The organism is Roseateles sp. GW821-FHT03B02 (genome assembly GCF_059421025.1).
Genome location: NZ_JBWKUV010000003.1, coordinates 219986 through 240521, shown reverse-complemented (window position 1 = coordinate 240521; position 20536 = coordinate 219986). Strand labels below are relative to the sequence as shown.

Here is a 20536-nt window from a genome sequence, read left to right as displayed (position 1 = left end):
ATCCAGACCCGAGCCGCCGTTGCCTGGAAGGCCGGCGCGCCGCTGACCATCGAGACGCTGGACCTGGAAGGCCCCAAGGACGGCGAGGTGCTCGTCGAGGTCAAGGCCACCGGCATCTGCCACACCGATGACTTCACGCTGTCGGGCGCCGACCCCGAAGGCCTCTTCCCCGCCGTGCTGGGCCACGAGGGCGCGGGCGTCGTGCTGGAGAGCAAGGTGCCCTGGCTCAAGCCCGGCGACCACGTCATTCCGCTCTACACGCCCGAGTGCCGCGAGTGCAAGTTCTGCCTTAGCCGCAAGACCAACCTGTGCCAGGCCATCCGCGCCACCCAGGGCAAGGGGCTGATGCCCAACGGCACCTCGCGCTTCTCGCTGAACGGCGAGCCCATCTTCCACTACATGGGCACCAGCACCTTCGCCAACCACATCGTCGTGCCCGGCATCGCGCTGGCCAAGATCCGGCCCGACGCGCCCTTCGACAAGGTCTGCTACATCGGCTGCGGCGTGACGACGGGCGTGGGCGCCGTGCTGTTCACGGCCAAGGTGGAGGCAGGGGCCAACGTCGTGGTCTTCGGCTTGGGCGGCATCGGTCTGAACGTCATCCAGGGCGCCAGGATGGTGGGTGCCAACAAGATCATCGGCGTGGACATCAACCCCGCGCGCGAGGCGATGGCGCGGCGCTTCGGCATGACGGACTTCGTGAACCCGAGGGACGTGGGCAATGTGGTGGACCACCTCGTGCAGATGACCGACGGCGGCGCCGACTACTCGTTCGAGTGCGTCGGCAACGTGCAGCTGATGCGCCAGGCGCTGGAATGCACGCACAAGGGCTGGGGGCGCAGCATCATCATCGGTGTGGCGCCGGCCGGGGCCGAGATCTCGACGCGGCCGTTCCAGCTGGTGACGGGGCGCAAGTGGGAAGGCTCGGCCTTCGGCGGCGCGAGGGGCCGCACCGACGTGCCCAAGATCGTCGACTGGTACATGGACGGCAAGGTCAGGATCGACGAGCTGATCACGCACAAGCTGAAGCTGGAGCAGATCAACGAGGGGTTCGAGCTGATGCGGCGGGGGGAATCGATCCGGTCGGTGGTGGAGTTTTAAAGGGCGCTTTGCTGCTGTCCTTCTGGACCCGGTGCCGAGTTGCCGGAGTCCGTAAGACACCAGCACCTCGAAAACGCTACCGCTGCTCAGGCGGCAGGCCCTTCAAAGAAGCAACCAACGCCGCATGGCCTTCCAGGTCCACCGGTCTCAATTTGGGCACCGGCCGCGCCGGATGGTCGCCGAGGTAGTTGCCGCCCTTCCAGTTCCGCGCCGGCCGCACCGGCCGCGGCACGAAGCCGCCGCCGCAGTTGGGGCAGACATTGCTCAGCAGGCCCTCCGCGCAATCCACGCAGAAGGTGCACTCAAAGCTGCAGATGCGCGCGGCCAGGGACTCCGGCGGCAGCGCCACCGCGCAATGCTCGCAGCTGGGGCGAAGCTCCAACATGATCAGCGGCTCTTCCGGTACGGCTCGTCCTCGACGATGAAGTCCTGCTCGCGCATCGCGTCGGCGATCCAGTCCTCCACGGCCGGGTGCGCCAGCAGGGCATCGCGGTAGGCCGCGGCGGCCTCCGACACCGGCAGCCCGAAGCGGCTCAGCCGCACGGCCACGGGCGCGAAGTAGGCGTCCGCCGCGCTGAAGGCCCCGAACAGGAAGGGGCCGCCGCTACCCGCCAGCGCCTCGCACCAGGCCGCGTCCAGGCGTGCCACGTCGGCGCGCAGGGCCTCGTCCTCGGCCCAGAGGCTGGCGCCGATGTCGGCGAAGAACACCTCGATGTTCATCGGGCAGACCGTGCGCAGCCGCATGAAGCCGGCGTGCATCTCGGCGCAGAGGCTGCGCGCCCGGGCGCGGGCCCTGGCGTCGCGCGGCCAGACGGCATGCTCGGGGTGGCGGTCGGCGACGTACTCGGCGATGGCCAGCGTGTCCCACACCGCGAAGCCGTCGTCCTCGACGATGACTGGCACGCGCTTGGTTGGCGTGATGCCGGCGATGACGCGGCTCCACTCCGAACCCTCGCTGAAGTCGAAGCGCAGCTTGACCTCCTCGAAGGGAATGCCGAAGGCCGTCAGCAGCACGCCGCTGCGCATGGACCAGGACGAGTAGTTCTTGTTGCCGATGTAGAGCTTCATTGGGGGCTGCCGTCAAAACGGACAGCTTATGAGCCCTGGGCCCGCGGCGGGATGAGCAATGTGCAAGGGATTGATGCCTGCTGAGCGCTTTTACCCCAGAGGGGCGAAGGCCGAACAGGCTTCGATACTCGATGTCCGACGGAGGCAACGCGAGGGCGAGTCAGGCCTGCGCGATTGCCGGGTTTTGCCAAAAGGGAGTGTCATGCGTCTTCTGATTCTTGCGGCCCTTGGGCTGCCGATGCTTGGTGTGGGTTGCGCCACCGCGCCGGCCCGTTTGCCTGTGGCGCCCGAACCTGCTCTGGTGCTTCAGAGCGTCGAGTGCGCGGAGCTGGGAGAGGTTGATCTCAGTTCCTTCGGAAAACTGAAGTTCGACCGCGTGCCGTATGGCTGGGCGCAGGTTCGTGTTGATGTTGAGCGCGGCGTTGTCGTCAATGCTGAAGTTCTGGACTCCAGTCCCAAAGGGGTGTTCGACGCCGAAACGGTTGCTCTCATCAACAGCATGCGCCATCTTTCACCGGCTTCTGCACGTGGATGCGTCTGGAGCCACAGATGGGACTGAGCTGGACGGCCCCTTCATCGGGGATGCAAGCTTGCCGCTACCGCCTGGCGCGCCAGGCATCCAGCCGCGCGACACCCATGCCGGGCGCGAGCCAGGTGGGCAGCACGGCCTCCAGCGAGGCCGGCGCAATGCCCAGCTCGGCCAGGCCGGGCAGCTGGCCGCCCGGCACGTTGGGCACCGTCAGCGAGGCGAGGTTGTCGCGCGACAGCAGGGGCTCGCCGGGCAGGGATTCCATGGCCAGGGCCTGCAGCGAGGCCAGCATGGCCGGCAGGGGCAGCACGGGGCGCTCGTGGCCACACGCGCGGCCGGCCAGCCGCACCAGCTCGCCCAGCGTCAGCTCGCGCGGGCCGGCGATTTCGTAGGTCTGGCCCACGGCCTCGCGGCGCAGCAGCACCTCCACCAGCGCGCGCGCCAGGTCCTGCACCCAGACCGGCTGCAGCCGCGCCTGCGCGCCGCCCAGTGGCATCAGCGGGAAGAGGCGCTGCAGCCGCGCGAACAGGTTGACGCTGGCGTCGCCCGCGCCGAAGACGAGGGAGGGGCGCACCAGCGTCAGCTCCAGCCCGTGCGTCTGTGCTGCAACCTGCAGCACGGCCTCGCCGGCTGCCTTGCTGCGCAGGTAGCGCGACGGCGCGTGCTCGGCCACGCCCAGGGCGCTGACGTGCACGAGGCGGCGCACGCCCGCGGCATCCATCGCATGGGCGATGCGCCGGGGCAGCTCCACGTGCACATGCTCGAAGGCGGCCGCGCTGCCCTGCAGGATGGCGACGAGGTTGACGACGGCGTCATGGCCTGGCACGAGGCGCGGCAGGTCATGGAAGACATCGGCCTGCACGACCGTGACGCCGGGCAGGCTCTGCACGGCCTGGGCATGCGGCAGGCGGCGCGTCGGCACGGTGATGCGCGCGTCGGCGCCGAGGCGGCGCGTCAGCTGCTCGCACAGCGCGCGGCCGACGAAACCGCTGCCCCCGAGCACCAGGACCGAAAAGCTCATGACTTGGACTCCCCAGCCGCCGCCGGCGGCACATCGCTGACATCCGCGGCGCGCGCGCCGGCCGGGCCGACGCTGGGCCCCAGGCGCTCGCGCAGCGAGGTGGCCGGCAGGCCCATCACCTGGGCATAGATGGCGCCGCCGAGCAGCACCTTGCGGACATAGTCGCGCGTCTCGTTGAAGGGGATGTTCTCGGCCCAGATGGCGGCGTCGATCACCGGGCCGTCGCGCCAGCGCGCGGGCCGGCTGGGGCCGGCGTTGTAGGCCGCGGCGGCCAGGGCCTGGGCGCCGTCGAAGCGGTCCAGCACCAGCTTGAGGTACTGGGTGCCGATGCGCAGGTTGAAGTCGCGATCGTGCATGCGCTCGGCGTTGTAGTCGAGCCCCACCTTCTTGGCCGTCCACTTCGCCGTGGCGGGCATGACCTGCATCAGCCCGGCGGCGCCGACGTGGGAGCGGGCATCCAGCACGAATCGCGATTCCTGGCGGATCAGGCCGTAGACGTAAGCGGCGTCGACGCCGGCGGCCTGGGCCTCGCGCTGCAGCTCGGCGCGGTGGGGCAGGGGGTAGCGCTGGGCGATGTCGATCTCGGCCTTGGTGCGCTCGCTGGTGTTGATGCAGCGGTCCCACACCTCGCGGTCGCAGGCCTCCTGCGCGGCGGCGAGCAGGGCGCGGTCGCCGCGCTGCGAGATCTCGCGCAGCGAGAAGTTCCACTCGCGCACGCCCTCGCTGCGCAGGCCGAGGTCGATGAGCTGCAGCGCGCGCTGCAGGCCCGCGTGGCTGCGCGCGGCGCGGCGTTCCTCGGGTGTCAGCGGCGCCGGCGCGGGCGGCAGCGGCGTGGGCAGGCCGAGGTCTTCGGCGGCGAGGCGACCGAAGTAGTTCAGCGGCCCGGACTGGGACGCCGACGCCAGCGCGGCGAGCTGGGCGCGGGCGGCGGCCTGGTCGCCCTGCTGGCGGATGGCGCGGGCGCGCCAGTAGACCCAGGCGGGGTCACGCTGCTCGGCGGCGCTCATGCGCTCGATGGCGGCCAGGGCAGCAGCCGGCGCCTTGGCGCGCAGCGCGGCACGGGCGTGCCAGGCCAGCGCGTCGTCGCTCCAGTCCAGGTCGGGGGCGAGCTTGCGGGCACGCTCGAAGGACGCGAGGGCATCGTCCTGCAGGCGCAGCGCCTGCTGGCGGCCGATCTGTACGCCCAGCCAGGCCTGCAGGTCGTCGGGCAGCCGGCTCCACTTGTCGCGCAGCAGGTCCGCGGCCTGGCCAGGGTCGCTGCCGGCCACGCGGGCCAGGGCCAGGGCCGTCAGCTCGGCCTCGGGCCGGGGCGAGTGGCGGGCCTTGCGCGTGAGGTAGCGGCCGGCGTTGTCCTGCAGTTCGGCGAGCTTCTGGTCCAGCAGCTTGCTGCCCAGCAGGGCGACGGCCTGGCGGGCCGCGCGCGGGCGGCTCTGCTCCAGGCCCAGGCGGGCCTTGGCCCACAGCGTGTCGGCCTTGAAGCTGCCGGCGTCGACCATGGCGCTGGCGAGTTGCTGACAGCCGTCGTCGCCGTCCTTCTGCGCCATCCACGCCGCTCGCGCGGTGTCGGCGGCGACCTTCGCTCCGGCGAGGTGGTCGGCCAGCAGGGCGTAGCAGGCGACCTCACGGTCGTCGCGCATCACGTAGCTCGCGTGGTCGCGGCGGAAATTGGCCCAGTCGCGGCGCCGGCCCAGCTCCAGCAGCCAGTCGTTGCGCAGCCGGTCCTCGACGTAGCTGCCGGGGTAGCGTGCGTAGAAGGCGTCCATCTCTGGCTGGCGCACTTCGGCCAGCCGCGCGTTCAGCTCGAAGTACTCGACCCAGCCGGCGAGCGCGTGGTTCTGGCTACGTGCCGCGTCGGCGAGGCCGGCCAGGCGCTTGCGGTCGCGCTTGGCCCAGGCCTCGCGGGCCTGCACGGCGAGGTCGTTGCCGGGCAACGGCGGGGTCTGGGCGGCCGCGCCAAGCGCCGCGCCTGTCAGGGCCCACACCAGACCCTGCCGCAGGAACCACCCCATCACCGCCGTCATGCCAACTACCTCTCGCGTCCGGCGACTCACGCCCACCGGATGAATTTAACCCAGGCAGGCGCCGGGCGAGGGGGCTTACAGGTTCCAGCCCTCGATCTCGAAGCGCAGCCGGCCGCGGATGCCGGGGTTGGTGGGCTTCATCTTGCCGTTGGCGCCGACGGCGCTGCTGTCGAAGGGCACGCTGACCTCGATGCGCCCGGACTTCAGCTGCGTCGCCGCGATCTCGGTGTCGGCCATGGACACGCCGGCGTCCTGCCAGGCGTACTTGACCTTCCAGGCCTCGCCGTCCTTGGCCGGCGGCACCATCTCCAGGATCAGCGCGTTGCGGAACAGGTAGCCGCCCTCGAAGTGCTCGTTGAGCCACAGCCGCTTCTCGATCTCGTAGTCGGGCACGCGAATGCCCAGCGTCATGCCGTAGGCCAGCGAGCGGCGCTGCTTGTTGACCTTTGCCCAGTTGGCGAGGAAGACGGTGCTGAGGTATTGGCTGGCGTCCTTCTTCCAGTTGGCCTGGGTCACGCAGGCGACCGAGTCTTCCTCCGAGGTACGTCGCGTCAGATACCAGAGCTTGCCGCGCGGCGAGGCCAGCACCTCGATCTGGTACAGCGCGTTGACGGCGCGGCCGGCGTCGGCCTCCTGCTGCACGCGGTCGGGCAGGCGGATGTCCTCGATCTCCAGCCACAGGTCCACGCGCACGTCGCCGAACAGGAAGCGCGCCAGGTTCTGGAAGCCCTCCTCGCTGTTGACGATGCCGAAATAGCCCGAGTGCGCGCGGTAGACGAAGGCCTTGGCGCATTGCCCGGTGATGTTGTTCTTGGCGTCCAGGCCGCACAGCGTGGCGTTCTCGATCTTGACGAGGCCGTCGCTGCCGTGGCCGACGAAGGCGCGCGACATGCCGGCCGCGGCCTCGTAGTCCAGCCGGTTGCTGCCCACCAGCGTGAACACGCGCCGCGACGGGAAGCGCGCCTCTGGGATGAGGTCCACGCGCTTGTGCTTCTTGGCCGCGGCCGCCAGGTCCAGGTAGGCCGGCATGCGCTTGTCGCGGTCGAAGTTGGAGATGTCGTTCAGGCTCAGCCAGGAGGGGATGTTCTGGCCCAGCACGTCGATGCCGTTGTGCGGCGTGGCGTAGGTGAAGAACTTGTCGACATGCTGGACGACCTGCTCGGTGTCCAGCGCCGCGTTCTGCAGGAAGGCCCGGCAGACCAGTCCGCCCATGGAATGCGCGACGAGGTAGCAGCGGAAGTCGGCCGGGGCGATCTTGTTGTCGGGGTTCTTGCAGACCAGATCGCGCACGCGGGCGACGAGCTTGGACAGGCCGCGCGCGAAGTCCTCGATCTCCGGCGTCTTGCCGCTGCCCAGCGTGGAGGAGGCGGCGTCGTAGTAGCGGTAGATGACGATGCTGCGGCTGCCGAGCTTGTTGTTGGTCGGCTTGCCCAGGGAGTCGGCCTCCCACTCGGGGTCGACGATGTCGTAGCCGTCCTCGTAGACATCCTGGTAGCCGTACTCCGAGGCCAGGCGCACCACCGGCGACTCGAACACGTATTTGCGCGGGCGCTCGTCCTTGTTCGGCACGGCGCGGTACATGGTCGAGCCGAGGTTGAAGCCGCAGAAGGGGTCGGCCGCGGTCTCGTCGATCTCGCCGCGCGACATCGCGTAGCCGCGCACGTAGATGATGGGATGGAAGGGGGCGTCGGGCGTGGGCATGGCGGCTTCCCGTGGGGTGGAGACGATAGCGACCATAGCCCCGGCCGGGCCTCGGCTGCCATCCCGTCGATGGCGCATATCCCCAGGGCTGAGGAACGACGCAGGCCCTGGGTTTTAATAGGGCGATGACCTCAGCCCACCCCGACCGCCCCGCCCTGCGCCGCGAGTTGCTGGCCGCGCGCCGCGCCTTTGCCGCCGGCCCGGCCTTCCAGACCGCGCAGGCCGCGCTGGCGGCGCCGTTGCGCGGGCTGCTGGACCAGTTGGAGCCCGAGCTGCTGGGCGTGTACTGGCCGCTGGCCGGCGAGTTCGACCTGGACGAGTTGCCCTGGCCGCGTGCCCTGCCGTTCGCGCGGCGCGATCCGGCCGAGATGGTGTTCCGCCGCTGGGATGGCGGCACGCCGACGGCCCAGGACGAATGCGGCATCGCCACGGCCACCGGCGCCGTCGCCGTGCCCGACGTCGTGCTGGTGCCCTGCGTGGGCTTCACGCGCGAAGGCTTTCGCCTCGGCTACGGCGGTGGCTACTTCGACCGCTGGCTGGCCCTGCACCCCGGCGTGACGACCATCGGCTTGGCCTGGTCGGGCGCCGAGACCCATTTCCCCGTCGAGGCGCACGACCGCGCGCTCACTTTGATCCTCACCGAGCGCGAGCTCATTGCACCGGAGTAGTTGGCTGATGCACGACGGCATGACCCTGATCTCGACGCTGGCCGCCGCCTTCGGCCTGGCCCTGGTGCTGGGCCTGCTCGCGCAGTGGGCGCGGCTGCCGGCCCTGGTGGGCTATCTGCTGGCCGGTGTGCTGATCGGGCCGCACACGCCGGGCTTCGTCGGCGACGTGCACCTGGCTCAGCAGCTGTCGGAGGTGGGCGTCATGCTGCTGATGTTCGGCGTGGGTCTGCATTTCTCGGTGCACGATCTGGTGTCGGTGAAGGGCATCGCCCTGCCCGGGGCGCTGGTGCAGATGGGCGCCGCGACGGCCATGGGCGCCGGGCTGGCGCATTTCTGGTGGGGCTGGGATATGGCGGCGTCCCTCGTGTTCGGCCTGGCCCTGTCGGTGGCGAGCACGGTGGTGCTGCTGCGGGCACTGGAGTCGCGCGAGCTGCTGCACACGGGCAATGGCCGCATCGCGGTCGGCTGGCTGGTGGTCGAGGACCTGGCCATGGTGCTGGCCCTGGTGTTGATGCCCGTGCTCAGCGGCCCCGGCGAAGGCGGCAGCGCCTTGTGGCTGACTATCGGCAAGACGCTGCTCGCCGTCGCGGCCTTCATCGCCGTGATGCTCATCGGCGGCCGGCGTCTGCTGCCGTGGCTGCTGTGGCAGGTCAACCGCACCGGCTCGCGCGAGCTGTTCACGCTGGCGACCGTGGCCGCGGCAGTCGGGCTGGCGGTGGGCGCGGCGGCGCTGTTCGGCGTCAGCGTGGCGTTGGGTGCCTTCTTCGCCGGCCTGGTGCTGCGCGAGTCGGCCTTCAGCGAACGCGCGGCGCACGAGAGCCTGCCGCTGCGCGACGCCTTCGCGGTGCTGTTCTTCGTCGCGGTCGGCATGCTGTTCGACCCGCGCATCCTCATCGAGCAGCCGCTGGCTGTGCTGGCCACGGTGGCCGTCATCCTCGTCGGCAAGACGCTCGCGGCCGGGGCGCTGGTGCTGCTGCTGCGCTATCCGCTGAGCACGGCGCTGACGGTGGCCGTGAGCCTGGCGCAGATCGGCGAGTTCAGCTTCATCCTGCTCGGCCTGGGCCAGAGCCTCAACCTCGTGCCGGCCGAGGCGACCAGCCTGGTGGTCGCTGGCGCCATCGTGTCCATCGCATTGAACCCCCTGCTGTTCTCGGGCGTGGAGCCCGTGAGGCGTTGGGTGCTGGCACGCTCGGCCTGGGCGCGCCGGCTGGAGGCGCGCGACGACCCGCTCGCCGAACTGCCGGCCGACACGCCCGAGAGCGCGCTGGCCGGCCAGATCGTGCTGGTGGGCCACGGCTCGCTGGGCACGGCCCTGCACGACGAGCTGGGCAGCCGGCCGCTGGTGGTCATCGACCATGACCGCAACGTCGTCGAGAAGCTGCGTGCGGCCGGCCAGGCGGCAGTGCTCGGCGAGGCGGCCGAAGCGATGACGCTGGTACAGGCTCACATCGCCCAGGCGGCCTGGCTGGTCATCGCCGTCAGCGACGTGCGCGGCGTGCCCGCCATGCTGGCGACGGCCCGCCAGATCAACCCCGGCCTGCGCTGCGCCGTCGTGGCGCACACGCCGGAAGAGGCGCAGTGGCTGGGCGATGCCGGGGTCAACATGGTGCTGCGCTCGCAGCAGGCGCTGGCGCAGGCCCTGGCCAAGGTGGTCGGCGAGCCCGTGGCGGCAGCAAGCTCGGCGCACTGAACCGGGATGAGGGCGGCGCCTGCGAGGCCGCCGCTCATACCCCCGCCAGCTGCTCCCGCGTGATGGCCGCCTGGGCCCGTACCCAGTCCGCGAACTGCTGGACCTCCGGCCGCCGTGCGGCGTTGGGCCCGGTGATCAGCCAGTAGCTGAACGGGCTGCCCAGCCGCCCCTGCTTGCCGAAGGGCTCCACCAGTTCGCCGCGCGTCAGGTGCTCGTGCACCAGCGGCAGCCGTGCCAGCGCCACGCCCTGGCCGGTCAGTGCGGCCTGCACCTGCTGGTAGGTGAAGTTGAGGTAGAGCCAGCGGCGCGGCTGCAGGTCGGGCTCGCCCATCTCGGTCAGCCAGCGCCGCCAGCTCAGGTATTCGGCGCTGGGGCGGGGGTCGTCTTCCTCAGCGAGTGCATGGCCGGCGAGGTCGGCGGGGCGCTTCAAGGGGGCCGGCGGGTTCTGCAGGTACCAGGGGCTGACGCAGGGGGACAGCAACTCCTCGAACAGCTGCTCCGCGTCCGCCGGCACCGACGGGCGGTCGTCGTAGCGCAGCGCCAGGTCGCTTTCGCCGTCTTCCAGGTCCACCTTGCGGTCGTAGGCCGACACGCGGATGTCGATGTCGGCATGCTCGCGCTGGAAGGCCTCCATGCGCGGGATCAGCCACAGCGATGCGAACGACGCGAAGGTGCTGACGTTGACGACGCGCCGGCCGCGCGTGCGGCGGATCTGGCGCACGGCTTGGTCCAGCTTGGACAGCACCGCCACGGCCGTGGGCAGCAACTGGGCGCCGTCGCTGGACAGCTCCACCTTGCGCGTGCCGCGCAGGAACAGCGTGCAGCCGATCTCTTCTTCCAGGGACTGGATCTGCCGGCTGATGGCCGACTGCGTGAGGCTCAGCTCCTCCGCCGCGGCGCGGAAGGACAGCAGCCGGGCCACGGCCTCGAAGGCGCGCAGCGGGCCGACCGAGAGAGGGCGTTGTCGCATCGGCTGATTCATGAGCGAATGGTATCAATCACTGCGGTGCATTCATTGGACTGCCATGGGTGATCTAAGCAGAATCCCTGACATCAACTCAGGAGAGACATCATGAGCGATGCGCAATCAACATGGCATCTGGACGGTGGCCGGGCCCTGACCCTGGCCGGTGGCGCCGAGGCGCGCCGCCTGGCGGTGGCCCGCGGCCGCGTCTGGCTGACGCTGTCGGGCACGGCCAACGAGCCGGCCGAGGATCAGTGGCTGGAGGCCGGCGAGGCCGTGGCGCTGGCCCCGGGCCAGACGGCGGTGCTTGAGGGCTGGCCGGCGGCCGACTTCGAGCTGCTGGTGCCGCCCGCTTCAGGTGCGGCGAGCCGCGGTTTTCTTGGCCGTCGGTTTTTTGGCGGCAGGTCGGTCGGCTTCTGACTTGGCCGCCCGCTTCGCGAAGGGCGCTGACTTTTTGGCCGCTGGCTTCCTGACCTTGGCGTTCGCTGCGCGCAGCGCCGCTTCCAGGGCCAGCCTGGCCCACGGCAGCATCAGCGGCGGCGACTCCAGCGCGTCTTCGGGCGGGCGGCGGTAGCTCGTCACCACCGGCTCGCCGTCCTTGTTCGGGAAGGTGAAGTGGATGCAGCCGGCCGCGTCGAAACGCTCGCGTGTGATGTCGTCGGCCTTCAGGAAGAGCTGGCCGTCGTCGATGATGGCCATGAAGAGGTCGTCCACGTAGAGGCCCTGGCCGCCGAACATGCGGCGCACGCGCACCGGCCCCAGGGGCGACAGCATCTCGACGCAGAGCTCGGTGAAGGGATCGGCCATGCCGCGAATGTAAGCTCGCGCTTCATGGATGCGAACGACCGCGCCGCGATCCGGCACAAGCTGATCGAACAACGCTTGGCCCTGCCCAACCGGCTGGCGCTTGCCGCCGACCTGCAGGAGGTGCTGCGCGTCTGGCTGCTGCGGCGCCGCGAGACGACGATCGGCGCCTACTGGCCCATCAAGGGCGAGTTCGACCCGCTGCCGGCGCTGTACCGCTGGAGCGAGGACCATCCGGAACGCCGCATCGGCCTGCCGGTGGTGGACAAGGTGCACCGCACGCTGCGTTTTCACGTCTGGTACCCCGGCTGCCCGATGGAGGAAGACGCCTTTCACATTCCCAAGCCCAAGGACACGGAAGAGTTCCGGCCTCAGCTGATGCTGGTGCCCTGCCTGGGCTTCGGGCCCTGCGGCCTGCGGCTGGGCTACGGCGGCGGCTTCATGGACAAGACGCTGGCCGAGATGCAGCCGCGGCCCGCGTCGGTGGGCATTGGCTATGCGCATGGCTTCCTGCCGCTGCTCAAGCCCAGCGCGCTCGATGTGCCGCTGGACGCGATGCTGACGGAGGAAGGCGTGGTGTGGGACCGCGAGGGCTGAGGGCTCAGGCCGCCACGCCCAGCAGTCCCGGCAGCAGTTCGCCCGCGCGGCCCAGCAGCGTCTCCTGGAAAGCCGGGTTGGGCGGCGCCATGGGCTCCAGGTTCACGTAGACCGTGCGTGCGCCGGCGTACTCGGCCGAGCGCGCGAAGTTGGACGCCGGCGCCACACTGCCCGACGTGCCGATGGCGATGAACAGGTCGCAGTCGCGCAGCGCGCGCTTGGCCTCCCACATCGCCCGCGCCGGCATCTCCTCGTCGAACAGCACGGCGTCGGGCCGCAGCGCCGCGCCGCAGCTCGGGCAGCTGGGCACGGTGTCCTGGTGGACCTGCTCGTCGTCGAAGGGCGGGAGCTGGCAGGCCGGGTCGCTGCAACGTGTTCTGCCCAGCGTGCCGTGCAGGTCCACGACCCGGCGGCTGCCGGCGCGCTGGTGCAGGCCGTCAACGTTCTGCGTGACGATGAGGAAGTTCTGATCGGACCGCAGCCTGGACTCGGCCCGGGCCAGCGCCAGGTGAGCCGCGTTGGGCTGGGCGCGGCGGATGTCGGCGCGCAGGCCGCCGAACAGCTGCCAGGTCTTGGCGGGGTTCTCGGCCAGTGCGCGGGCATTTCCGTACTCGGCGACCCGGTGTTCGTCCCACACGCCGCCCGGGCCGCGGTAGGTGCGCAGGCCGGACTCGGCCGAGATGCCGGCGCCGGTCAGGATGACGATGTGCTGGTAGCGGGACAGGTCGATCTGCATGGGCGCGCATGATGGCCCGTGCCGAGGGCGGACGGGCCGTGTTGGCCGGCAAAATGACCGCTCTTCTGCCACAAGCAAGCCAACGCCATGTCCAAGCCCTCCCTGCTGATCCTTGCCGCCACCGCAGCGCTCCTCACCCAGGCCGCGCAAGCCGCGCCCAAGCCCTGCGACGAGCTCAAGGCCGAGATCGCCGCCAGGCTCGACGAGAAGGGCGTCAAGGGCTACGAGATCACGGCCGTGGAGAACGACAAGGTGGGCGACGCCAAGGTCATCGGCAGCTGCGACGGCGGCACGAAGAAGCTGACCTACGTGCGCAAGTGAGGCCGCGACGATGAGCCTCTACCTCGACCACCTCGCCATGCTGCAGCGCCAGGCCGAAGCCGCGCTGGAGCGCACCGGGCACGACACGCTGCTGATCGCCGCAGGCATCGAGAAGTACGCCTTCCTCGACGACCGGCCCTATCTCTTCCAGGCCAACCCGCATTTCAAGCACTGGCTGCCGCTGACCAACCACCCGCACTCGTGGATTGCCGTGCGGCCGGGGCGCGAGCCGCGCGTCGTCTACTACCAGCCCGACGACTACTGGCATGTGCCGCCCAGCGCGCCGAGCGGCGAGTGGGTGGAGGCTGTCGAGCTGGTCGTCATCCGCGAGCCCGAAGAAGCCGCCAAGGCCCTGGCCGATTGCGTCACGCCGCGCACCGCCATCCTCGGAGAAGCGGACGCCGCACTGCCAGGGCTGACGCCCAACAACCCCGAGCCGCTGCTCAACCTGCTGCAATGGGCCCGCGGCGTGAAGAGCCCTTACGAGCTCGAACAGATGCGTGCCGCCCAGCGCCGCGCCGTGCCGGGGCACAACGCCGCGCGCGCCGCCTTCCTGCGTGGCGAGAGCGAGGCGGGCATCCACCGCGCCTACCTGCTCGCCACCGGCCACACCGACCGCGACCTGCCCTACACCAACATCGTCGGCCTCAACGAACACGCGGCGGTGCTGCACTACCAGTACCAGGACGAAGTCCCGCCGGTCGAATCGCGCAGCTTCCTCATCGATGCCGGCGCCCAGGTCAACGGCTACGCCAGCGACATCACCCGCACCTGGGTCGCGCCGGGCCACGACGAGTTCGCTGCACTGATCGCGGCGATGGAGCGCGAGCAGCTGGGCCTGGTGGCCGAGGTGCGCGAGGGCGTGGACTACCGCGACATTCACCTCGGCACCCACCACCGCGTGGCCCGCGTGCTGCGCGAGGCCAGCATCGTGCAGATGAGCGACGAGGCCATGGTGGCCGAGGGCGTGACCAAGCCCTTCTTCCCGCACGGCATCGGCCATCTGCTGGGCCTGCAGGTGCACGACGTGGGCGGCTTCATGGCCAGCGAAACTGGTGGCGTGGCGGACAAGCCCGAGGGCCACCGCTACCTGCGCCTCACGCGCCCGCTGCAAGCCGGCATGGTGGTCACCATCGAGCCGGGGCTGTACTTCATCCCGATGCTGTTGCGCGAGCTGCGGGCGTCGAAGAACGCAGCCCAGGTGGACTGGGCAGCCGTGGAGCGCCTGTCGCGCTACGGCGGCATCCGCATCGAGGACGACGTGGCCTGCCGCGCGGGCGGCGCGGCGCCAGAGAACCTCACGCGCGATGCGTTCGCGGCTACGGCCTGACGGCCGGGTCGCCGTACAGCACGCCGCGGCCGTGCGTGCCGACGTAGACGCGGCCCAACACTTTCGGGTCGCCGCTGACCTGCAGGATCAGGCCCCACTGGTGGGCGTCGTCGTTGATGCGCCGCCAGCTCGCGGCGCCGTCGGTGGAGCGGAACAGGCCGTAGCGGCCTGAGACGGTGCCGACCAGGTAGAGGGCCGGGTCGCTGGCGCCGGGCGCGGCGCGGCCGAAGCCGAAGGCGTGGATCTCTCCGACGGCGGGCAGGCGTCGGAAGGCTTGGCCGTCGCCCTTGCGGTACAGGCCGTGGAAGGCCGCCAGCCACAGCGCGCCCTCGCGGCCGGGCGTGGCGTAGAGGCGGTCCTGGCCGCCGCGGTCGTCGCCGCGGTTGCTGTGGTTGTTGCTGCCGGCCGCGGCGCGGGTGACGGCGCCCTCGGGCAGTGCCAGCGGGCGGGCGCTGAAGGTCCTGCCGCCGTCGTCACTGCTGAACAGCTGGTCGTCGAACAGCGCCATCGCATGGAAGCGCCGCGGGTTCACGCGGTCGGCGACGACGCGGGTGCCGGCGGGCAGGCCCTGCACCGGCGTCCAGGTGTCGCCGCGGTCATGGCTGACGTGGGGCAGGCCGCCCTTCGGTGTCCAGACCCAGGCCTTGCCGTCGGCCGACACGGCGATGAAGCCGTCGCCCGTCTTCACGGGCGGGGTGGTCTTGGGTTCATGCCAGGTAGTGCCGCCGTCGAGCGAGTAGCCGAGGTTCTTGCCGCCGTCGCGCGCATGGCCGATGCGCACGATGACCTCGGGCGCGGCTTCAGCGCCCGTCACGTCGTGGGTGTTGCCGAAGAACGGCGGCTTGGGGTTGCCGGGCGCGGGGCGGTCGAGGTCGGCGTGCACGAAGCCCGAGTAGTCGCCGATGGCCGTCACCAGCGGCACGCCCTGCGTCGGGCTGTGCAGGGCCAGGGCCACGGTCTCCTCGATGCCGGTACTCATGACCTGCCAGTGCGTGGGCCTGGCGGCGTCGGCCTGGGTCAGGTCGCGCGTCTCCCAGCCGCCGTAGCCGGTGGTGAAGAGGGCGTGGTCGGGATCGGCGGGGTTGATCTTGACGTCGTAGAGCCAGTGCAGATGGGTATCGGCGACGTAGGGTGCGCCGGCGGCGTCGAACTTCGCGGTGGTGAACAGCGGGGTCCAGGTGGTGCCGCCGTCGGTGCTGCGGAACAGCTCGTCGCCCTTGCCGCGGCCGGCGGTGCTGGCGAGCAGGCGCTGGGGATGATTGGGGTCAACCGCGACAGTGGCATAGCCGAAGGGCTGCGCGGCGCTGGGGCGCTCGGGCGTGATGTCAGCCCAGGTGCCGCGCGGCGGGTCCAGGCGCCACACCGAGCCGTCGGTCATGCGGTGCGGACCGGGCTCGCTCGCATACGCGATGTAGAGCCGGCCGTCGCCGGCCAGCGCGGCGCGCATGGGGCGGTGCTGCGTGGGGCCGCCTGGCACGGGCTGCCAGCTCGTGCCGGCATCGCGGCTGACCCACAGGCTGGGGCGGCCGACGACGGACACGCCCGCGTAGATCGTGCGGCTGGGCTGGCCGCGGGTGCCGCTGGCCGGGTCGAAGAGGATGAAGTTGATCGTGGCCTTGCCGTCGCTGCCGCCCCAACTGGGGGGCGGGCCGTCGGAGGCGTCGCGGCGCCAGGCCGCGTCGGGGAAGGTGTCGACGCGTTGGAAGCTGGCGGCGGCATCCGCGCTGCGCCACAGGCCGGCGAGGCGGCTGCCCAGGTAGAGCACGCGGCCGTCGTTGGGGTCCACGGCCAGCCGCTCGCCGTTGCCTCGCCCACCCTCGTTGCCGCCCAGCTTGAAGGGTAAATCGGTGCGCTGCCAGCTGCGGCCGCGGTCGTGCGAGCGCAGCAGGGCGCCGTTCGGCACGGCGGGGTTGGTGTAGGTGCCGCAGGCGAGGTAGATCGCGTCGGGATCGTTCGGGTCCACCGCCAGGCTCTCGACGCCCATCAGGTTCACGTCTGCCAGCGGCAGGTGGTCCAGCAGCGGCTGCCAGGGGCCGGTGGCGCTGTCGCGGCGGTAGGCGCCGCCCATGTCGGTGCGGGCATAGGCCAGGCCGGGCACGGCGGGGTGGAAGGCGATGCCGTCGACGAAGCCGCCGCCGATGATGGCAACCGGGCGCCAGGTGTATGGCGCGTCCGCGGGCGGCGCGGCCAGCGCCGACGCGGCGGCCAGCGCGAGCGCGCCCAGCCAGGGTTTGATGGAGGTCATGTCTCCGGCTCTTCTTGTTGACAGCGTTGGACATCGTAGTTTGTTCATCGGGCGAACAAATAGAGGCTGACCCGTGGAAACCGGATGTGGCGCGTCGGGCGGGCGTGTGCGACTGAACCGCAGGTTCAGGCCAGCCACAACAGGCCCGGCCTTCCGACGGGCCTCGCCTCCCGTCAGACTGCGCCTCATTCGTTCAGCCAGGAGAACCGACATGATTCGTTTGAACACAGCCCTCGTCGTCGGCGCGCTGGCGCTGCTGGCGGACTCGGCGGCGGCGCAGCCCGCCTACCCGAGCCGGCCGATCCGGCTGGTCGTGCCGATTGCCGCCGGCGGCCCGAGCGATGCCGCGGCGCGCGCGCTGGCCAAGGGCCTGACGGCCGGTCTCGGCCAGGAGGTGCTGGTGGACAACCGCCCGGGCGGCAACACCGGCATCGGCGCGGGCGCCGTGCTGAACGCCGCCCCCGACGGCTACACCCTGCTGTTCGCGCTGGCGTCCAACGCCGGGCTGCCGCACCTCAGCAAGATGTCGCCCTACAAGTCGCTCGTCGAGTTCTCGCCGGTGTCGGCCATCGGCGGCAACACGCAATGCCTGGTGGTGCCATCGAGCGTGCCGGCCAGGACGCTGGCCGAGTTCGCCAGCTACGCCAAGGCCAGTGCGCTGCCGCTGATGCGCGGCGCCAACAACGTCTCGGAGGACATGGTGGCCGGCCAGATCACCAGCGCGCTCGGCTTCACGCTCGAGCGCGTGCCCTACAAGGGCGTGCCCCAGCTGCTGCCGGACCTGCTGGAGAGCCGCGTGCAGGCGGCAGTGCTGCCGGTGGGTGCCAGCGCCCCGCACGTGCGCTCAGGGCGGCTGGTGATGCTCGGCTGCAGCACCGGCGAGCGCATCGCTGCACTGCCCGCGGTGCCCACGCTGGGCGAGGCCGGCGTGGCCGCAGCGCCGCTGATCACGGCGCACTTCGTGCTCGGGCCGCCGCGGCTGCCGGCGGAGATCGTCGAGCGCCTGGCTGCGGCGGTGCGCCAGGCTGCGGCGACTGACGACTTCAAGCAGGCGATGGAGCGGCTGCTGATCGTCGGCGCCGTGCGCTCGCCGGCCCAGACCCGCGAGCTGATGCTGCAGGCGGAGGCTCAGTACGTGCAGTACGTCCGCGAGACGGGCGCCAGCATCGACTGACCCGAGGAGCTCAGCGATGGGTCAGCCAACTCGACGCCCGCCGGCTGCTGCCGTGGTGCCATGCCGGCCGGCCGTCGACGCTGGACTGTCCCTTGGCGCTAGTCAGCCGGGCCTGCTCGGCGCAGCAGGCGGCGACGAAATCCGCGAAGACGCGCAGGCGCAGCGTGCGACGCAGCTCCGGCCGGAAGTACAGCGCCAGCGGCGGCGGGTCCATCACCTCCCAGTCGAGCAGGGCCGGCACCAGGCGGCCGCTCGCCAGATGGGGCTGCTCGTTGGTCTGGAAGACCCGCACCACGCCGCCGTCCCCGAGCGCCAGTTCGAGCAGGTTGTCGCGGTGGTTGGAATGGAGCCAGCCGCGCACGACCACCTGCTCGATGGCCTCGCCCTGCGAGCCCGTCTGGCGATAGCGCCACAGATCGAGCAGCTTGCCGTAGGGGTTGCGGTAGCACAGGCAGTTGTGGTCGGCCAGCTCGCGCGGATGGCGCGGGATGCCGTGGCGCTGCCAGTAGGCGGGCGTGGCCACGGTGAGCTGCGGCGTCACCGGCAGTTCGCGCCGCACCCAGCTGCCGGCCTCGAACCAGCCGTACAGCGCCAGCAGGTCGCAGTCCCGCGCGGCCGCGTCGTCCAAGTGCAGCACGCTGCGCAGGTCGAGCGTCAGGTCCGGGTAGCTGTCGTGAAACGCGGCCAGCGCCGGCACGATGCAGTGCTGCAGGAAGAACGGCGTGCCGCCCACCACCAGCGTGCCCTGCGGGCGCTGCCGGGCCTGGCGCAGCCCGTCGTCGGCCGCCTGAAGCTGCGCCAGCAGCGGCGCGCAGGCCTCCGCGTATTGCAGGCCGTCGGCGGTGAGCTTGAGCCCGCGGCTGCCGCGCTGGAACAGCTTGGCGCCGAGCTGCGCCTCCAGCGCCCCGACCAGCTTGGCCACGGCCTGCAGGCTCACGTCCTGCTGGCGTGCGGCGGCCGACAGGCTGCCGGTCTGCGCTGCGGCGAGGAAGTATTGCAGTGCCTTGAGTTTGTCCATCGTGCAAGGAGTGTCCCGTGAGCATGCAGACTTTGACAACCTCGGAGCAGCGTGCCGCCGCACGCCAGCTGGTCGAGTTGATCGGCGGCAACTGGGCTACCCAGGCCATCGGCGTGGCGGCGCGGCTGGGCCTGGCCGACCTCGTGGCGTCCGGCGTGACGCGGGCCGATGCCCTGGCCGGGGCCTGCGGCTGCGACGCATCGGCCTTGCATCGGCTGCTGCGCGGCCTGACGGCGCTGGGCGCACTGCGGCTCGACGACGACGGTTGCTGCAGCCTGACCGCGACCGGTGAGCTGCTGCGCCGCGATGCCGCGTTGAGCCTGAACGCGCATGCGCAGTGGTGGTCCCAGCAGGCCTGGGGCGTGTGGTCGGACCTGATGGGCAGCGTGCGCACCGGGCAGAGCACGCGCCAGCGTCAACGCGGGCAGCAGGGCTTCGATCACCTGGACGCCGACGCGCAGGCCGCGCAGCTGTTTCACCGTTCGATGGCGGAGCTGACGCGGCTGGTGGCGGCCGACCTGGCGGACTCGCCCGCCTTGCCGGATTCGGGCGTGGTGATGGACCTGGGCGGCGGCCATGGCGAACTGCTGGCCGAGGTGCTGCGCGCGCGGCCCGGCCTGCGCGGCGTGCTGTTCGATCTCGACCACGCGGTCGCAGGCGCCCAGGTTCATCTGCAGCAGGCCGGCGTGGCCGGGCGCGTGGCGGTGACGGCGGGCGACTTCTTCGCGGCCCTGCCGCGGCCGGTGGACGTGGTGCTGCTCAAGAGCGTGCTGCACGACTGGAACGACGACGATGCGGCGCGCATCCTGCGGCGCGCCCATGACGCGCTGGCGCCTGCAGGGCGGGTGCTGGTGATCGAGCGCGTCATGCCGGCCCGGGTGGAGGACCGGCCCGAGCACCGCACCACCACGCGCAGCGACCTCAACATGCTGGTCGGCCTGGGCGGCCGCGAGCGCACGGCCGGGGACTACGACGCGCTGCTGCGGTCGGCGGGTTTGGCGACGCGCCGCCTGCTGCCCGCCGCGGCGGCCTTCTCGGTGATCGAGGCGGTGGCGCGGTGTTAGCCGGCGCTCAGCGCCGCAGCGTCTCGACGAGGCCGTCGCAGGCGGCTTCCACCAGGTCCAGCACGGCCTCGAAGCCCGCCTCGCCGCCGTAGTAGGGGTCGGGGACATGCCGCCGGCCGGCCTGCGGGGCGTAGTCCAGCAGCAGCTTCAGCCGGTGGCGTTCGCGCGGCGGGCACAGCTGCTCGGCGCGGGCGATGTTGTCGCCGTCCATGGCCAGCACGAGGTCGAAGCGGCTGAAGTCCTCCGCCACCAGCTGCCGCGCCCGCAGCGGGCTCAGGTCGTAGCCGCGGCGGGCCGCGTGTTCCTGGGTGCGTTCGTCGGGCGGGGCGCCGACGTGGTAGTCGTGCGTGCCTGCCGAGTCCACGGCCACGTCCAGCCCGGCCGCGGCCAGCTTGGCGCGCATGACGCCCTCGGCCGTGGGGCTGCGGCAGATGTTGCCCATGCAGAAGAAGAGGATGCGGCGCGTCATGGCCGCATTCTCGGA

At 71.2% G+C, this 20536-nt stretch carries 21 protein-coding genes; 10 read left to right on the top strand and 11 right to left on the bottom strand.

Annotated features, from left to right (window positions below):
• Positions 1–1101, top strand: a complete 1101-nt coding sequence (locus tag AC07VX_RS10885) for an S-(hydroxymethyl)glutathione dehydrogenase/class III alcohol dehydrogenase (protein ID WP_493165025.1) — start codon at positions 1–3, stop codon at positions 1099–1101.
• Positions 1102–1177: 76 nt separating this feature from the next.
• Here AC07VX_RS10885 and AC07VX_RS10880 read toward each other — a convergent pair whose 3' ends face one another.
• On the bottom strand, positions 1178–1486 hold the full coding sequence (locus AC07VX_RS10880; protein ID WP_493164743.1) for a DUF1272 domain-containing protein: 309 nt from the start codon (positions 1484–1486) through the stop codon (positions 1178–1180).
• Positions 1487–1488: 2 nt separating this feature from the next.
• Positions 1489–2169, bottom strand: a complete 681-nt coding sequence (locus AC07VX_RS10875; RefSeq protein WP_493164742.1) for a glutathione S-transferase — start codon at positions 2167–2169, stop codon at positions 1489–1491.
• Positions 2170–2371: 202 nt separating this feature from the next.
• On the opposite strand from AC07VX_RS10875, the gene AC07VX_RS10870 reads away from it, so the two are divergent.
• Positions 2372–2728: an energy transducer TonB gene (locus AC07VX_RS10870; RefSeq protein ID WP_493164741.1), complete on the top strand. Its 357-nt coding sequence runs from the start codon at positions 2372–2374 to the stop codon at positions 2726–2728.
• A gap of 37 nt (positions 2729–2765) precedes the next feature.
• Here AC07VX_RS10870 and AC07VX_RS10865 read toward each other — a convergent pair whose 3' ends face one another.
• From AC07VX_RS10865 to AC07VX_RS10855, 3 genes are all read right to left on the bottom strand, one after another.
• The gene (locus AC07VX_RS10865; RefSeq protein WP_493164740.1) at positions 2766–3719 is read right to left on the bottom strand and encodes a complex I NDUFA9 subunit family protein; all 954 of its coding nucleotides are present in this window, start codon (positions 3717–3719) and stop codon (positions 2766–2768) included.
• On the bottom strand, positions 3716–5740 hold the full coding sequence (locus AC07VX_RS10860; RefSeq protein WP_493164739.1) for a lytic transglycosylase domain-containing protein: 2025 nt from the start codon (positions 5738–5740) through the stop codon (positions 3716–3718). Before AC07VX_RS10860 ends, AC07VX_RS10865 begins: the two co-directional genes overlap by 4 nt.
• Before the next feature lie 75 nt (positions 5741–5815).
• Positions 5816–7441, bottom strand: a complete 1626-nt coding sequence (locus tag AC07VX_RS10855) for an esterase/lipase family protein (RefSeq protein WP_493164738.1) — start codon at positions 7439–7441, stop codon at positions 5816–5818.
• Between the two features lie 125 nt (positions 7442–7566).
• Between AC07VX_RS10855 and AC07VX_RS10850 the strand changes: the two genes are divergently transcribed.
• A complete protein-coding gene (locus tag AC07VX_RS10850) occupies positions 7567–8109 on the top strand; it encodes a 5-formyltetrahydrofolate cyclo-ligase (RefSeq protein ID WP_493164737.1) in 543 nt (180 codons plus the stop codon).
• Positions 8110–8116: 7 nt separating this feature from the next.
• On the top strand, positions 8117–9799 hold the full coding sequence (locus AC07VX_RS10845; RefSeq protein WP_493164736.1) for a cation:proton antiporter: 1683 nt from the start codon (positions 8117–8119) through the stop codon (positions 9797–9799).
• A gap of 34 nt (positions 9800–9833) precedes the next feature.
• On the opposite strand, the gene AC07VX_RS10840 is transcribed toward AC07VX_RS10845, so the two are convergent.
• Positions 9834–10769, bottom strand: a complete 936-nt coding sequence (locus AC07VX_RS10840) for a LysR substrate-binding domain-containing protein (protein WP_493164735.1) — start codon at positions 10767–10769, stop codon at positions 9834–9836.
• 102 nt (positions 10770–10871) lie between these two features.
• Here AC07VX_RS10840 and AC07VX_RS10835 point away from each other — a divergent pair, with 102 nt between their 5' ends.
• Positions 10872–11183, top strand: coding sequence for a DUF2917 domain-containing protein (locus AC07VX_RS10835; protein ID WP_493164734.1), 312 nt, complete (start codon positions 10872–10874; stop codon positions 11181–11183).
• Here the strand turns inward: AC07VX_RS10835 and AC07VX_RS10830 are convergent.
• The gene (locus tag AC07VX_RS10830; RefSeq protein WP_493164733.1) at positions 11118–11570 is read right to left on the bottom strand and encodes a TfoX/Sxy family protein; all 453 of its coding nucleotides are present in this window, start codon (positions 11568–11570) and stop codon (positions 11118–11120) included. The two genes, AC07VX_RS10835 and AC07VX_RS10830, sit on opposite strands and share 66 nt — an antisense overlap.
• 24 nt (positions 11571–11594) lie before the next feature.
• Here AC07VX_RS10830 and AC07VX_RS10825 point away from each other — a divergent pair, with 24 nt between their 5' ends.
• Positions 11595–12164: a 5-formyltetrahydrofolate cyclo-ligase gene (locus AC07VX_RS10825; protein WP_493164732.1), complete on the top strand. Its 570-nt coding sequence runs from the start codon at positions 11595–11597 to the stop codon at positions 12162–12164.
• A 4-nt stretch (positions 12165–12168) separates the two neighbouring features.
• Here AC07VX_RS10825 and AC07VX_RS10820 read toward each other — a convergent pair whose 3' ends face one another.
• Positions 12169–12900 carry an SIR2 family NAD-dependent protein deacylase gene (locus tag AC07VX_RS10820; protein ID WP_493164731.1) on the bottom strand — a complete coding sequence of 244 codons (732 nt, stop codon included), beginning with the start codon at positions 12898–12900 and terminating at the stop codon, positions 12169–12171.
• An 87-nt stretch (positions 12901–12987) separates the two neighbouring features.
• Between AC07VX_RS10820 and AC07VX_RS10815 the strand changes: the two genes are divergently transcribed.
• Both AC07VX_RS10815 and pepQ read left to right on the top strand, forming a co-directional pair.
• Positions 12988–13221 (top strand): DUF1161 domain-containing protein, encoded by a 234-nt coding sequence (locus tag AC07VX_RS10815; RefSeq protein ID WP_493164730.1) that lies wholly within the window; start codon positions 12988–12990, stop codon positions 13219–13221.
• Between the two features lie 10 nt (positions 13222–13231).
• A complete protein-coding gene (pepQ, locus tag AC07VX_RS10810) occupies positions 13232–14551 on the top strand; it encodes a Xaa-Pro dipeptidase (protein ID WP_493164729.1) in 1320 nt (439 codons plus the stop codon).
• Here the strand turns inward: pepQ and AC07VX_RS10805 are convergent.
• The gene (locus AC07VX_RS10805; protein WP_493164728.1) at positions 14541–16796 is read right to left on the bottom strand and encodes a WD40/YVTN/BNR-like repeat-containing protein; all 2256 of its coding nucleotides are present in this window, start codon (positions 16794–16796) and stop codon (positions 14541–14543) included. The two genes, pepQ and AC07VX_RS10805, sit on opposite strands and share 11 nt — an antisense overlap.
• A gap of 211 nt (positions 16797–17007) precedes the next feature.
• Here AC07VX_RS10805 and AC07VX_RS10800 point away from each other — a divergent pair, with 211 nt between their 5' ends.
• Positions 17008–17970, top strand: a complete 963-nt coding sequence (locus AC07VX_RS10800; protein WP_493164727.1) for a tripartite tricarboxylate transporter substrate binding protein — start codon at positions 17008–17010, stop codon at positions 17968–17970.
• Positions 17971–17980: 10 nt separating this feature from the next.
• Here the strand turns inward: AC07VX_RS10800 and AC07VX_RS10795 are convergent, their stop codons facing one another.
• Positions 17981–18988 carry a LysR family transcriptional regulator gene (locus AC07VX_RS10795; protein WP_493164726.1) on the bottom strand — a complete coding sequence of 336 codons (1008 nt, stop codon included), beginning with the start codon at positions 18986–18988 and terminating at the stop codon, positions 17981–17983.
• Between the two features lie 23 nt (positions 18989–19011).
• Here AC07VX_RS10795 and AC07VX_RS10790 point away from each other — a divergent pair, with 23 nt between their 5' ends.
• Positions 19012–20052, top strand: coding sequence for a methyltransferase (locus tag AC07VX_RS10790; protein WP_493164725.1), 1041 nt, complete (start codon positions 19012–19014; stop codon positions 20050–20052).
• Between the two features lie 7 nt (positions 20053–20059).
• Here the strand turns inward: AC07VX_RS10790 and AC07VX_RS10785 are convergent, their stop codons facing one another.
• The gene (locus AC07VX_RS10785) at positions 20060–20521 is read right to left on the bottom strand and encodes a low molecular weight protein-tyrosine-phosphatase (protein ID WP_493164724.1); all 462 of its coding nucleotides are present in this window, start codon (positions 20519–20521) and stop codon (positions 20060–20062) included.
• Positions 20522–20536: the final 15 nt, after the last annotated feature.

Bases quoted from the DNA above. Each gene is read 5' to 3' on its own strand.
- AC07VX_RS10825 (WP_493164732.1), top strand. From the start codon at position 11,595: ATGGATGCGAACGACCGCGCCGCGATCCGGCACAAGCTGATCGAACAA.
- AC07VX_RS10875 (WP_493164742.1), bottom strand. From the start codon at position 2,169: ATGAAGCTCTACATCGGCAACAAGAACTACTCGTCCTGGTCCATGCGC.
- AC07VX_RS10840 (WP_493164735.1), bottom strand. From the start codon at position 10,769: ATGCGACAACGCCCTCTCTCGGTCGGCCCGCTGCGCGCCTTCGAGGCC.
- AC07VX_RS10800 (WP_493164727.1), top strand. From the start codon at position 17,008: ATGATTCGTTTGAACACAGCCCTCGTCGTCGGCGCGCTGGCGCTGCTG.
- AC07VX_RS10880 (WP_493164743.1), bottom strand. From the start codon at position 1,486: ATGTTGGAGCTTCGCCCCAGCTGCGAGCATTGCGCGGTGGCGCTGCCG.
- AC07VX_RS10790 (WP_493164725.1), top strand. From the start codon at position 19,012: ATGCAGACTTTGACAACCTCGGAGCAGCGTGCCGCCGCACGCCAGCTG.
- AC07VX_RS10850 (WP_493164737.1), top strand. From the start codon at position 7,567: ATGACCTCAGCCCACCCCGACCGCCCCGCCCTGCGCCGCGAGTTGCTG.
- AC07VX_RS10820 (WP_493164731.1), bottom strand. From the start codon at position 12,900: ATGCAGATCGACCTGTCCCGCTACCAGCACATCGTCATCCTGACCGGC.
- AC07VX_RS10835 (WP_493164734.1), top strand. From the start codon at position 10,872: ATGAGCGATGCGCAATCAACATGGCATCTGGACGGTGGCCGGGCCCTG.
- AC07VX_RS10785 (WP_493164724.1), bottom strand. From the start codon at position 20,521: ATGACGCGCCGCATCCTCTTCTTCTGCATGGGCAACATCTGCCGCAGC.
- AC07VX_RS10845 (WP_493164736.1), top strand. From the start codon at position 8,117: ATGCACGACGGCATGACCCTGATCTCGACGCTGGCCGCCGCCTTCGGC.
- pepQ (WP_493164729.1), top strand. From the start codon at position 13,232: ATGAGCCTCTACCTCGACCACCTCGCCATGCTGCAGCGCCAGGCCGAA.
- AC07VX_RS10795 (WP_493164726.1), bottom strand. From the start codon at position 18,988: ATGGACAAACTCAAGGCACTGCAATACTTCCTCGCCGCAGCGCAGACC.
- AC07VX_RS10865 (WP_493164740.1), bottom strand. From the start codon at position 3,719: ATGAGCTTTTCGGTCCTGGTGCTCGGGGGCAGCGGTTTCGTCGGCCGC.
- AC07VX_RS10860 (WP_493164739.1), bottom strand. From the start codon at position 5,740: ATGACGGCGGTGATGGGGTGGTTCCTGCGGCAGGGTCTGGTGTGGGCC.
- AC07VX_RS10805 (WP_493164728.1), bottom strand. From the start codon at position 16,796: ATGACCTCCATCAAACCCTGGCTGGGCGCGCTCGCGCTGGCCGCCGCG.
- AC07VX_RS10830 (WP_493164733.1), bottom strand. From the start codon at position 11,570: ATGGCCGATCCCTTCACCGAGCTCTGCGTCGAGATGCTGTCGCCCCTG.
- AC07VX_RS10815 (WP_493164730.1), top strand. From the start codon at position 12,988: ATGTCCAAGCCCTCCCTGCTGATCCTTGCCGCCACCGCAGCGCTCCTC.
- AC07VX_RS10870 (WP_493164741.1), top strand. From the start codon at position 2,372: ATGCGTCTTCTGATTCTTGCGGCCCTTGGGCTGCCGATGCTTGGTGTG.
- AC07VX_RS10855 (WP_493164738.1), bottom strand. From the start codon at position 7,441: ATGCCCACGCCCGACGCCCCCTTCCATCCCATCATCTACGTGCGCGGC.